This is a genomic window from Streptomyces pinistramenti (genome assembly GCF_020564935.1).
GTDB lineage: Bacteria > Actinomycetota > Actinomycetes > Streptomycetales > Streptomycetaceae > Streptomyces > Streptomyces pinistramenti.
In genome coordinates, this window is the sequence record NZ_JAJCXB010000053.1 from 1 (window position 1) to 12,322 (window position 12,322).

General features: G+C 74.6%; 8 protein-coding genes. 1 reads left to right on the forward strand and 7 read right to left on the reverse strand.

Annotated elements, in window-relative coordinates; all coding sequences use genetic code 11:
• Positions 1-342: 342 nt before the first annotated feature.
• The gene (locus tag LIU39_RS27585; protein ID WP_227049619.1) at positions 343-549 is read right to left on the reverse strand and encodes a hypothetical protein; all 207 of its coding nucleotides are present in this window, start codon (positions 547-549) and stop codon (positions 343-345) included.
• Positions 550-1,202: 653 nt separating this feature from the next.
• On the opposite strand from LIU39_RS27585, the gene LIU39_RS27590 reads away from it, so the two are divergent.
• Positions 1,203-2,606 (forward strand): serine/threonine-protein kinase, encoded by a 1,404-nt coding sequence (locus LIU39_RS27590; protein WP_227049620.1) that lies wholly within the window; start codon positions 1,203-1,205, stop codon positions 2,604-2,606.
• 30 nt (positions 2,607-2,636) lie between these two features.
• On the opposite strand, the gene LIU39_RS27595 is transcribed toward LIU39_RS27590, so the two are convergent.
• The 6 genes from LIU39_RS27595 to LIU39_RS27620 all read right to left on the reverse strand — a co-directional run bounded on the left by LIU39_RS27595 (position 2,637) and on the right by LIU39_RS27620 (position 12,313).
• On the reverse strand, positions 2,637-3,455 hold the full coding sequence (locus LIU39_RS27595; protein ID WP_227049621.1) for a TrmH family RNA methyltransferase: 819 nt from the start codon (positions 3,453-3,455) through the stop codon (positions 2,637-2,639).
• A gap of 53 nt (positions 3,456-3,508) precedes the next feature.
• A complete protein-coding gene (gene cobA, locus LIU39_RS27600) occupies positions 3,509-4,741 on the reverse strand; it encodes a uroporphyrinogen-III C-methyltransferase (RefSeq protein ID WP_227049622.1) in 1,233 nt (410 codons plus the stop codon).
• 335 nt (positions 4,742-5,076) lie between these two features.
• The gene (gene cobT, locus LIU39_RS27605) at positions 5,077-9,045 is read right to left on the reverse strand and encodes a nicotinate-nucleotide--dimethylbenzimidazole phosphoribosyltransferase (RefSeq protein ID WP_227049623.1); all 3,969 of its coding nucleotides are present in this window, start codon (positions 9,043-9,045) and stop codon (positions 5,077-5,079) included.
• Between the two features lie 235 nt (positions 9,046-9,280).
• A complete protein-coding gene (gene cbiE / locus LIU39_RS27610) occupies positions 9,281-10,501 on the reverse strand; it encodes a precorrin-6y C5,15-methyltransferase (decarboxylating) subunit CbiE (RefSeq protein ID WP_227049624.1) in 1,221 nt (406 codons plus the stop codon).
• Positions 10,502-10,647: 146 nt separating this feature from the next.
• Entirely contained in the window at positions 10,648-11,283 is a 636-nt protein-coding gene (locus LIU39_RS27615; RefSeq protein ID WP_227049625.1) for a GNAT family N-acetyltransferase, read from the reverse strand.
• 175 nt (positions 11,284-11,458) lie between these two features.
• Positions 11,459-12,313: a MetQ/NlpA family ABC transporter substrate-binding protein gene (locus LIU39_RS27620; protein WP_227049626.1), complete on the reverse strand. Its 855-nt coding sequence runs from the start codon at positions 12,311-12,313 to the stop codon at positions 11,459-11,461.
• Between the last annotated feature and the right edge of the window lie 9 nt (positions 12,314-12,322).

Here is a 12,322-nt window from a genome sequence, read left to right on the forward strand (position 1 = left end):
ATCCGGGGCGGGTGGCCGGGGCGTGGCGGGCCGCGGGCCGGATGGCGTGGCGGGTGCCGGGTCATGGCCGGGGGCCGTGGACAGGGCTGCCAGGCAGGCGAGCAGCGAGGCGGACATCGTTCCCCCGGTGGGGTGCGTGGTGCGGAGCGAGGAGCCGGCCGCGGCCCGGGCCGGAATCGTACGCGCGGCGCCTGCGGGCCGTGGCGGCGGCCGCCGGAAAGCCCGATGGCCGGGCATCTCCCCAGATGCCCGGCCACTCGTGCCGTCCGCCGCACCCCCGTCCCCACGGGGTTGTCGGCCGGAGTCCCCCGTCCCGGGCCGCTCTCCCGGGACCGGGACGCCTCAGCGCCCCAGCATTCCGACCACGGACGACGCCTGTGTCAGGACGGCTTCCCAGCCGCCGAAGACCACTGCCAGGAGGATCGCCAGCGGCAGCACCATCGCCACGGCGACGAGGGGATGGCGGGTACCCGAGGGCTGCCGGCCGAGCGCGGTGGCGGTCTTGCGCCCCTGCGCCCTGAGGCCCGTACGCCCGGGGGTGTCCGGCATCACCTGACTCCTGTCCTTATTTGGAGCGGCGGGCGGGTGACCTCGGGGGACGAGTGCTGCGCCCGCCGCTTGACCCCCACAGTAGGCAACCGGCGGTGGACCGGCGTCAGCCCGTCGTATCGATGACGGGCCTCCAGGAGGATGACGGCAGGGGGCCCTGTGTACTCCCCTGGTTGGAGAGCGGGATGAGGCAACCCCGAGGTGACCCCGAGGCGGCTCGGGGCGCTGCGTGGATCGGGGAGCGCCGGGTGCCCCCGGGGCCGTCGTCGCCGGGTTCTCCGACGGGTGACTTCTCTCACTCCCGCAACTCCCCTCCCTCCTCCGGGTCATGCCTCGCGCGCTCCGCACCCGGCCCGTACCGCGGCGACTTGGGAGGCCGCGGGCCGGTCCCCGGCGCTTCCCGCGCGTCTGACCTGGCGCCCGTCCCCGGCGCCAATCCCCGTTCCAGGACGCGGGATTGGGCACCCGGGCCGGGCGGCGGGCCGCGGGCCTGCCCGCACCGGGAACGCCGTGCCCGGATCCCGCCGGCCGCCCGGTAATCCCGATGCCGACGCATGCGCGGCCTCGCAGCGCAGCGGGCCGGCAATCCGTAAGCTGTGCCACGTCAGACGGTTGGCAGTGTGGGGCCTCCCCACCGCAGGTAGGGGACGGACATGGCGATGATGCGGCTCCGGCGCGAGGACCCGCGTGTCGTCGGCACGTTCCGGCTGCACCGCAGGCTCGGCGCGGGCGGGATGGGCGTCGTCTATCTCGGCTCGGACAAGCGCGGGCAGCGGGTGGCGCTGAAGGTGATCCGCCCGGACCTGGCGGAGGATCAGGAATTCCGCTCGCGGTTCGCGCGCGAGGTGTCGGCGGCCCGGCGGATCCGCGGCGGCTGCACGGCGCGGCTGGTCGCGGCCGATCTCGACGCGGACCGGCCGTGGTTCGCCACCCAGTACGTGCCGGGCCCTTCGCTGCACGACAAGGTGAACGAGGAGGGTCCGCTGTCCCCCGCGCAGGTCGCCTCGATCGGCGCCGCGCTGTCCGAGGGGCTGCTGGCCGTCCACGACGCGGGAGTGGTCCACCGCGACCTCAAGCCGTCCAACATCCTGCTGTCCCCCAAAGGGCCGCGGATCATCGACTTCGGCATCGCCTGGGCCACCGGCGCCAGCACGCTGACGCATGTCGGCACCGCCGTCGGCTCCCCCGGATTCCTCGCGCCCGAGCAGGTGCGCGGGGCCGCGGTCACGCCGGCGACGGACATCTTCGCGCTCGGCGCCACCCTCGCCTACACCTGCACCGCGGACTCGCCCTTCGGACAGGGCAGTTCGGAGGTCATGCTCTACCGCGTGGTGCACGAGGAGGCACAGCTGGCCGGGGTGCCGGACGCGCTGGCGCCGCTGCTCGCCTCCTGTCTCGCCAAGGACCCGGCGGACCGCCCCAGCACGCTGTCGCTCTCGCTGCGCCTGAAGGAGATCGCAGCCCGCGAGGCGCACGGTCTGTCGGGCCCGGCGGAGAGCGCGCCGGGCGGCCCGAATCCCGGGGCCGGCTGGGCGCGTACGGACCGCCGTCCCTCCGACCGGCCCACCGGGCAGCGCGCCGAGGAGTACGCACGCCAGCGCACCGAGCGGCGGCCGGCCGGCACGCCGGCGCCGCGTCCGCAGGCCGCCAGGCCCCCGGCGCAGCGGGAGGGGACGTCCCGGCCGTCCGGTCCTGCGTCGTCGTCGGGCGGCAGCAGCGCAAGGGCCGGCGGGTCACATTCGGGACGTGTGCCGGCCGTGGGTCCTGCCGGGCGCAAGGGGCGGCGTGCCCCGGTGCGTACGGGGCCGGGCGGCCGGCGGCCGGGGCCCGACCGACGGCTGCTGCGGCAGCGCATCATCGTGTTCGTGACGGTGACGCTGCTGGTGGCGCTCGGTATCGCGGCGGCGCAGGGCTGCCAGGGGCCGAGCCACGGACTGGGTGTGGAGCGAAACGTTCCGGTCAGCCGTGCCACGGCGGGAGCGCCGACTGCCGGGCCTGCGGCGGAGGATGACGGTACGGCGGCGGCCGGTGGCGGTGCCGCCGGGCGGGCCCGCTGACCGTCGTCCTCTCCTGGGCGGCCCGGCCGCTCAGTCCTTCGGGCGGCCGGTGGCGACCGCGTAGAACGCGACGGCCGCCGCGGCACCGACGTTGAGCGAGTCCACGCCGTGCGCCATCGGGATCCGCACCCACTCGTCGGCGGCCCGCAGCGCTCCGGTGGACAGTCCTTCGCCCTCGGCACCCAGCATCAGGGCGGCGCGCTCCAAGGTGTGCGGGGCGGCCTCGTCGATGGCGGTGGCCTGCTCCGCGGGAGTCAGCGCGAGCAGCTTGAAGCCGGCTTCCCGTACGGCCGCCAGGTCGCGGGGCCAGCTGTCGAGACGCGCGTAGGGCACGGAGAAGACGGCGCCCATGGAGACCTTGACCGAGCGCCGGTAGAGCGGGTCGGCGCAGTCCGGGGAGAGCAGGACGGCATCCATGCCGAGGGCGGCGGCGCTGCGGAAGATCGCTCCGATGTTGGTGTGGTCGTTGACCGCTTCCATGATCGCGATCCGCCGGGCGCTGCCGAGCAGTTCGGCGGCGTCGGGCAGGGGTTTGCGCTGCATGGAGGCGAGCGCGCCGCGGTGGACGTGGTAGCCGGTCACCCGCTCGGCGAGGTCCGGACTGACGGCGTAGACGGGGGCCGGGACCTCGTCGATGACATCGCGCATGACGTCGACCCACTTGGCCGAGAGGAGCATCGAGCGCATGGTGTAACCGGCGTGCCCGGCGCGCCGGATGACCTTCTCACCCTCCGCGATGAACAGGCCCTCGGCGGGCTCGCGCCGACGCCGCAGCTCGACGTCGGTGAGGCCGGTGTAGTCGCGCAGCCGCGGGTCGTCCGGGTCATCGACGGTGATGATTTCTGCCACGGGGAGATAGTGCCTTGTCGGTGTCGAGGTGCCAATGCCGCTTACGGAATCGGCTACTTACGGGTAGGTGAGGCGATGGCGACGACGTCTCCGACGACGATGACCGCGGGCGGGCGTACGCCTTCGGCCCGTACCGTCTCGCCGAGTGTGGCGAGGGTGGCGTCGACGCGGCGCTGGGCCGCGGTGGTGCCCTCCTGGATGACGGCGGCGGGGGTGTCGGCCGGGCGGCCGTGCTCGATGAGCTTGGCGGCGATGGCGCCGCTGTTCTCCACGCCCATCAGGACGACGAGGGTGCCGCGCAGCTTGGCGAGCGCGGGCCAGTCCACCAGCGAGCGCGCGTCGTCGGGGGCGACGTGGCCGCTGACGACGGTGAACTCGTGGGCGACGCCGCGGTGCGTGACGGGGATGCCGGCCGCGCCGGGTACCGAGATGGTGCTGGAGATGCCGGGGACGACGGTGCAGGGGATGCCGGCCTCGGCGAGTGCCTGGGCCTCTTCCATGCCGCGGCCGAAAACGAACGGGTCGCCGCCCTTGAGCCGGACCACGGCCTTGCCGGCCTGCGCGTGCTCGATCAGCGCCTGGTTGATCGCCTCCTGGGCCATGAAGCGGCCGTAGGGGATCTTCGCCGCGTCGATGACCTCGACGTGCGGCGGGAGTTCGGCGAGCAGGTCGCGGGGGCCGAGCCGGTCGGCGATGACGACGTCGGCCTCGGCGAGCAGCCGCCGGCCGCGGACGGTGATCAGGTCGGGGTCGCCGGGGCCGCCGCCGACCAGGGCGACGCCGGTGGCGCGGCTGCGGTGGTGCGGCGCGGCGAGGGTGCCGTCCCGCAGTTCTTCGACGATGGCGTCGCGGACGGCGGCGGAGCGGCGCGGGTCACGGCCGGTGAGCACGGCGACGGTGACGCCCTCGCTGTGACCGGTGGCCGGGGTCCAGGCGGTGGCCGCCTCGGCGTCGTCGGAGCGTACGCACCACACGCGGTGGTCCTCGGCCTCCTGGGACGCGGCGGCGTTGGCCTCGGGGTCGTCCGTGGAGATCAGCGCGTACCAGGCGTCGGCGAGGTCGCCCGCCTCGTAGCGGCGGCGCTCCCAGCGGATCTCGCCGGTGTCGGCCATCGCCTCGACGGAGGGGGTGGCGGACGGGGAGATCAGCAGGACGTCGGCACCGGCCGCGATGAGCGAGGGGAGCCGGCGCTGGGCGACCTGCCCGGCGCCGAGGACGACCACGCGGCGGCCGGACAGGCGCAGTCCGACGGGGTAGGCGGCGTGTTCGGCGGCGTGCTCGGCCATGGCGGTGTGGCTCCTTGTGCGGAAGGTGCGAGTTCAGCGGCGGCCGCTGCGGCGCTGGAGCGGCTGGTGAGGGGTGGGACGGCCGGGGTGCCGGTGCGGGGCATCCTGGCCGCCAGCCTAGATGAGCGCCCCCGCGAGGCAGGCACCCGCTCATCTCTGTGGCTCGCGGCCCGGCCTACCGGGGCGGGGTAACGACCTGGGGAGCAACAGTCCTCGGGAGAAGGAGCGGCCGTGCCGGACGCCGCGACGCCGCGGACTGTTGCTCCCCAGGTCGTAAGGCCCCGGCCCGCAACGTGAAGAGCTGCGGGCCGGGGGTGCTGCGCGGGCGGTGCCGGTCAGCCCTTCTCGGTCACTCCGGCGGAGTCGAAGGTGGCGACCTCGTGCATGGCGCGGGCGGCGCTCTGCACGATGGGCAGGGCGAGCAGCGCGCCGGTGCCCTCGCCGAGCCGGAGGTCGAGGTCGACCAGCGGGCGCAGGCCCAGCTTGGTCAGGGCCGCGACGTGTCCCGGCTCGGCGCTGCGGTGGCCCGCGATGCAGGCGGCCAGTGCCTCGGGGGCGATGGCGCGGGCGACCAGGGCGGCCGCGCCGGCGCTGACGCCGTCGAGGATGACCGGGGTGCGCAGCGAAGCGCCGCCGAGGATCAGGCCGACGAGGGCCGCGTGCTCCAGGCCGCCGACCGCGGCGAGGACGCCGATCGGGTCGGCCGGGTCGGGCTGGTGCAGCTCCAGCGCACGGCGGACCACCTCGACCTTGCGGGTGTGCGTCTCGTCGTTGATGCCGGTGCCGCGGCCGGTGACCTCGGCCGGGTCGGCGTCGGTGTAGACGGAGATCAGGGCGGCCGATGCGGTGGTGTTGGCGATGCCCATCTCGCCGGTCAGCAGCGCCTTGTTGCCGGCCGCGACGAGGTCGCGGGCGGTCTCGATGCCGGCCTCGATCGCCTTGAGCACGTCCTCGTGGGACATCGCGGGGCCCACGGTGAAGTCCGCGGTGCCGGGGCGGACCTTGCGGGGCAGCAGGCCCGGCGTCGCGGGGAGTTCGGCGGCCACGCCGACGTCCACGATGCAGACCTCGGCGCCGACCTGGTTGGCGAAGGCGTTGCAGACCGCGCCGCCGCCCAGGAAATTGGCGACCATCTGGCCGGTGACCTCCTGCGGCCAGGGGGTGACGCCCTGGGCGTGCACGCCGTGGTCACCCGCGAAGATCGCGACGGCGGCCGGCTCCGGAATCGGCGGCGGGCACTTGCGGGAGAGTCCGCACAACTGCGCGGAGATGATCTCCAGCATGCCCAGCGCCCCGGCGGGCTTGGTCATCCGCTTCTGCCGCTCCCACGCCTCGCCGAGCGCCTTGGCGTCCAGCGGGCGGATGCCGTGCAGCGTCTCCTGGAGCAGGTCGTGCGGGTCCTCGCCGGGCAGGGCGCGGCGGCCGTACGTCTCTTCGTGGACGACCCAGGACAGCGGGCGGCGCTTGGCCCAGCCTGCCTGCATCAGCTCGGGCTCGTCGGGGAACTCGTCGACGTAGCCGACGCAGAGGTAGGCGACGACCTCCAAGTGCTCGGGCAGGCCCAGCTCGCGGACCATCCCGCGCTCGTCGAAGAAGCTGACCCAGCCGACGCCCAGGCCCTCGGCGCGGGCCGCCAGCCAGAGGTTCTCGACGGCGAGCGCGGAGGAGTACGGGGCCATCTGCGGCTGGGTGTGCCGGCCGAGCGTGTGCCGGCCGCCGCGGGTGGGATCGGCGGTGACGACGATGTTGACGGGCGTGTCGAGGATGGCTTCGATCTTCAGCTCGCGGAACTGCTTGGCGCGGGCCTTGGGCAGCGACTTGGCGTACGCGTCCCGCTGGTCCATCGCGAGCTGGTGCATCCGCTCGCGGGTCTCGTCCGAGCGGATGACGACGAAGTCCCAGGGCTGGGAGTGGCCGACGCTCGGCGCGGTGTGCGCCGCCTCCAGGACGCGCAGCAGCACGTCGTTGGGGATCGGGTCGCTGCGGAAGCCGTTGCGGATGTCGCGGCGTTCGCGCATCACGCGGTGGACGGCGGCGCGCTCGGATTCGTCGTAACCGGTGGCCGGGGCCTGGAGCGGAGCGCTCTCGGACGCGGGTGCGGGCACGGTGCCGTCGTCCGCCGGGGCGTCCTGGGGGGTGGACGCGGGGGCGGGGGCGGCCTCGTCGGTGGGGGCGGTGGCCTGGGCATCGGCGGGGGGCGCGGCCGGGGTGTCCGGGTGGCCGGTTTCGGCGGCGGCGCCGGTGGTCTGGCCGGACGTCCCCGTCTCGTCGGCTGCGGCGGGGGCGGTGGCCTCGGCCTGGCTCCCGCCGTCGGGGGCCTGGTCCGCGGCCTGGTCCGCGGCCTCGGTCTGGGGCTCGGCCTCCGCCTGGGGCGCCGCCTCCGCCTCGGCCTCGCCGAGCTGGACGAGTTCGGCGCCGTCCTGCTGCTGCGGCGCGGGACCGTCGGCGTCGTCAGGCGCGGCGTCGCCGGGCGCGGGGATCACGGCGGCGGGTACGTTCCCGGGCCAGCCGTCGATCGGGGTGCCGACGGCCGGGGTGCCGTGGACCGGGATGGCGACGGGGAAGGCGTCGGTGGCCCGGTCGGCGGGCTGCGGCTGTCCGGGGATCTCCTCGGCGGGCGCCTGCTCCGGGAGGTTCGGCGCGACGGCCGTCTCTTCCGGGGTTGCTGCGGCTTCCGGCTGCGCCTCGGCAGCCGACGGCTCCGCGGCTGCGGGTGCCTGGCCGTTGACGTCGGCTGCCGGGGCGGCCTCCGCGTCGGGGGCGGTGCGGTCGCCTGCGGCATCCTCATCGGCATCGGCCGGTGTGCCGTCCGCCGTCCGGTCCGCGGGCTGGTAGGCCGTCGGCTCCTCGGCCTGCCCGGCCTCCTGGGCCTCGGCCTGCGGCGACGGCTCGGCCGGGGCTCCGGCGTCCTCTGCGGCCGGCGGCTCCACGGCTTCGACGGCCACGGCCTCCGGGACCTGGTCGCCGACGGCGACCGGCGGCTGCTGCGCCACCGGCTGCTCGGCGGGGGAAGGCTCCGCGGCGGCGGCCTGCTCGTCTTCGGGGGCGGCCGGTGTGCCGTCAGCGGTGGGCTGTGCCGGGTCGGCAAGCTCCGCGTCCTGCGGCGCAGGCTCGTCGGCCGCGTCCGCAGCGGCGGTCGGGGCATCGGCCGCCGGCGGTTCCTCCTGCGGCGCCTGTTCGGCGGCGGGCTGTTCCGGCGCGGCCTGTATGACCGGGTCGGCGGTCGCCTGGAGCGGTGCCTGCGGCGGCTGGGCCTGTGTATCCGGGGCCACCTGCGCGGGAGTTGCCCCGTCGGCGTCCGGCGCTGCGGGGGCCGTTCCGGACTCCGGCAGGTCCCGCGGCGCGTCCTCGGCCGACTGCGGCACGGCGGATCCGGCGGCCGGCTCATCGGCGCCCGGGGCGGCCTGCGGGACCGTCTCGTCCGGTGTCTGCTGCGGTTCCTGTGCGTTCTGAGGTGCGGCCGCGCCGTCGGGCGTGCCGCCCTGACCGACCGTTTCTGCGACCGGGAGGCCGACGGCCTGGGCCGACGCCTCGCCCCACGGCGGCGCCTGCGACGGGATCTCGCCGAGCTGCGGGCCGGGCAGCGGGGCACCGCCGGGCGCGCCGTACGCGGTGAGGCCCTGGGCCTGCGGGCCGAACGACCGGCCGTCGTGGGCGGCATCGCGCGGCTGCCCGGCGTACGCCTGGACGGCCTCCGGCCCGGCCGGGGCCTCGGTGGCGGGGCCCGCTTCGTGGACGTCGAGGTATTCGGGGCCGACGGTGGGCGGGCCCGGCTGCCGTACGGGCATCGGCTGGGGCGGGTGCGCGGGGCCGCGGTCGGCGAGGGAGCGGACCACGCCGCCGGTCGCGTCGGGCACCGGCGGGCCCATGTGGAGCGGGCGGCGCGGGGGCGCGGGCTGGGCGGCCGCCGGCACCTGCGGGGCGGCCTGCTGGAGGCGGACGGCCTCGAAGTCGACGGAACCGGTGTCGCGGCCGCCGCTCTCGTGGTCACCGGCCTGGGCGGGCAACTGCGCGCCGGCGGCGGCTTCCTGGGGCGCCGGGGCAGCCGCCTGGGGCTGCGGGGACGGCTGCGGCGCCTGGTGTTCGCTCCAGGCGCCCTGGGCGCCGGGCATCAGCAGCAGATCGTCGTCGGCCACGGCATCGACCGGGTCGACGTAGGGGTACGCGTCCGCGGGCGGCAGCACGCCCTGCTCGATCGGTCCGGAGCCGGCAGGGGAGGGAACGGCCGCCGGCTGCGGCTGTCCGGGATGTCCGCCTGCGTTCTCCGGCAGTCCCTCGCCCGGGACCTGGCCGGTGTCGGTCATGCGTACCCCTCGCCCATTGGTAGTTCCTTCCCACCGCTCGTACGACGCGCTCGACCGGGACGCGTCGTCCGCCCCGATAGCTAGAACGAGCGAGCACGCCTCGCGGCACGTCCGCCCTCTAGAGCTTCATTTTCAGCCAAAACCGCGGCATTTTCCGGATATTGGTGCACGAAGCCGAACGCAGCACGGCGGCGCAACGATCCGCCAGCCTACCTGCCGCCGGTTACCTTCCTGGTCACGGGTGAGGAACCCGGTATCCGCTCAGCAGAAAGACGACGGAGCGCTCGCGTTCGACCCAGGCCGATGTGTCCAGATCGACCGATTGCAGCAGCGCGCACTCGACGTCGTACCCGCCGTCGGCCAGGGCCCGGCCCAGCGACTCGGCCTCGTCACGGGTCGACGCGTGGGTGACGATCCGCTCCGGACGGCGGGCCGCGCAGGCGGTGACCACCGCCGCTCCCCCGCCGCCGACCCGCACCACGTCGGGCTCGGGCAGGTCTTCGAGGATCTGCGGCGCGCGGCCGTGCACGACCTGGAGCTGGACGCCGTAGCGGCGGGCGACGGCGGTGGTGCGGGCGCAGGCGTCCGGGTCGGCGTCGACGGCGATGACGGCGGCGCCGAAGCGGGCCGCCTCCACCGCGGCCGCGCCGCAGCCGGAGCCGATGTCCCAGACCAGCTCGCCCACCTGCGGCCCGAGCCTGGCCAGTTGGGCGGTGCGCAGCTGGACGGACTCGCCCTCGCCGAGCACACCTCCGTAGGCGCCGGCCGGCAGCCCCCAGCCGCGCGGCCCGGCCGGGTGCCCGACGTCGTGGCCGGCGATCCAGCCGCTGCCCTGGGCCGCCGCGCCGCCGGCCGAACCGCCGACGACGATGACGACGTTGGGGTCGCGCCAGTCGTGGTCGGCCGCCTTGTCCGACGTGAGAACCGTCACCCGCTCGCGGTCGGTGCCCAGCGCCTCGCAGATGACGAACGTGCGGTGCACGCCGCCCAGCAGCAGGGCGAGTTCGGCGGGGCCCGCGCCCGGTGCGGTGAGCACCGCGACCTTGGGGTGGGCGCGGCAGACGTTGACGGCGCGGCGCAGGTCGCGGCTGTGCGCGACGACGATCTGGGCGTCGTCCCAGGGCATTCCGGCGCGCGCGAAGGCGGCGGCGACGGAGGAGACGGCCGGTACGACCTCGACCTCCAGGCCGTGTTCGGGGGCGCGCAGGGTGCGCACGACGCCGAAGAATCCGGGGTCGCCGTCGGCGAGGACGACGGCGGTGCCGCGGTGCTGGGCGATCCGGCGGGCGGCGAGTGAGACGCTGCCGAGCCGGATGCGTTCGGCGGCGGGCGGCACTTCGGGCAGTGCGAGGTGGTGGGCCGCGCCGGCCACGAGGGTCGCGGCCCCCAGTGCTGAGCGGGCGGCGGCGGTGAGCGGCGAGCCGTCCCAGCCGATCACCGTGACCCGGTCGGCCATGCTTCGTCAGTCTCCTGTGGCTGGTGGGGTTGCGCGGGCGGGTGCGGGGTGTCCGCGGCGCCGCAGGTCCGCGCGGTGGCGGAGGGTGGCGGCAGGCCGAGACTACCCCCGGCGGGTCCGGTCCCGGGATCGGACCCGGTGCCGGGTCAGTTCCACTCCGGGTGGGCGAAGCCGTTGGCGTCGACCGTCCTGCCGGGCAGCACTTCGAGGTCTTCGGGCAGCAGGCTCCAGACGATGAGGTCCGTGCGGATGTCCGCCCAGCCGCCGTCCTCGGTGCGGCTGCGGGCTATCCAGGCGTTGCGCAGGACGCCTTCGCTGATGCAGCCGACCTTCTGGGCCACTTGCTGGGAGGCGGTGTTGTCGGCGGCGATGCGCAGCTCGATGCGTTCGAATCTCTGGTCGTGGAAGAGCCATTGGGCGACGGCCAGCACAGATTCGGAGGCATAGCCCTCGCCGCGTGCCCAGGGAGCGGTGACGTAGCGGACCTCGGCGCTGCGCACCCTCCAGTCGGTGCGGTCGACATGGATGGTGCCGACCAGGCGCTGGGTGAGGAATTCGGTGACGGCCAGGGCGATGCCGCGGCCTGCGCTGCGGACGGACGCCGCCTTGCCGTTGGCCCAGGCACGGGCGTCGGCGGTGGTGTACGGCTGCGGCACCGCGGTCCACGCGGCCACCAGCTCGTCGTTCATCATCTCGGCCAGCGCGGGGGCGTCGGCCTCGTCGAAGGGGCGCAGGACCAACCGCTCCGTGCTGATGGAGATGTCCGGAAAGGTGGGTGTCATGCCGCTGCTCCAACGCCGTTGACCGTAGAACTCCGGGAAGTTACGGGTCGTTTTCGATCATCTTGGTGACCTCGTGAGTGCACCAGCATGCAGCATCCGGACGTGGATGTGCCAAGCACGACGGCCCGTGCGCAGCGCTGAGCTGCGGACGGGCCGTCGGGATGCCGACGCGGGGTCAGTTCTTGGGCTTGCCGAAGGACGGCAGGGCGGAGCCGTCGCTGTAGGTCTTCTCGATGTACTTCTTGACCGCGTCGGAGTTGAGGAGCTTGGCGAGCTTCTTGACCCGCGGGTCGTCCTCGTTGCCCTTCTTCACGGCGAGGAAGTTGGCGTACGGGTTGCCCTGGACCGGCTCGATGGCCAGCGCGTCCTTGGACGGCTTGAGCTTGGCGGGGATGGCGTAGTTGCCGTTGATCGCCGCGGCGTCGTAGTCAGGCAGGGAGGACGGCAGGGTCTCGGCCTTGGCCTCTTCGAACTTCAGGCCCTTGGCGTCCTTGATGTCGTTGAGGCCCGGGTTGTCGGCGTTCTTGTCCTTGAGGACGATCAGGCCCTTGGACGCGAGCAGCTTGAGGGCGCGGCCCTGGTTGCTGGGGTCGTTGGGGACGCCGATGAGGCTGCCCGAGCCGAGTTCCGAGAGCTTGGTGTGCTTCTTGGAGTAGAGGCCCATGGGCTCCAGGTGCACGTTGACCACCGGGACGATGTGGCCGTTCTGCTTCGTGTTGAACTCGTCGAGGTATTCCTTGTGCTGGAAGTAGTTGGCGTCCAGCTCCCCGTTCTCGGTGGCGGGGTCGACAAGCGTGTAGTCCTCGAAGGTGCGGACGTTGAGCTTGAGCCCTTCCTTCGATGCCAGGTTCTTCTTGACGTAGTCGAGTATCTGGCCCTGCGGGACGGACGTGGCCCCGACGGTGAGCGGCGCGTTCGCGTCGTCCTTCTTGCCGGTGTCCGGGTCGGAGGGGGCGCTGCAGGCGCCGAGTCCGAGGGCGAGGGCTGCGGCGGCCGCGACCGCCCCGGTGATCTTGATGGTGTTACGCACGAAGAGTGC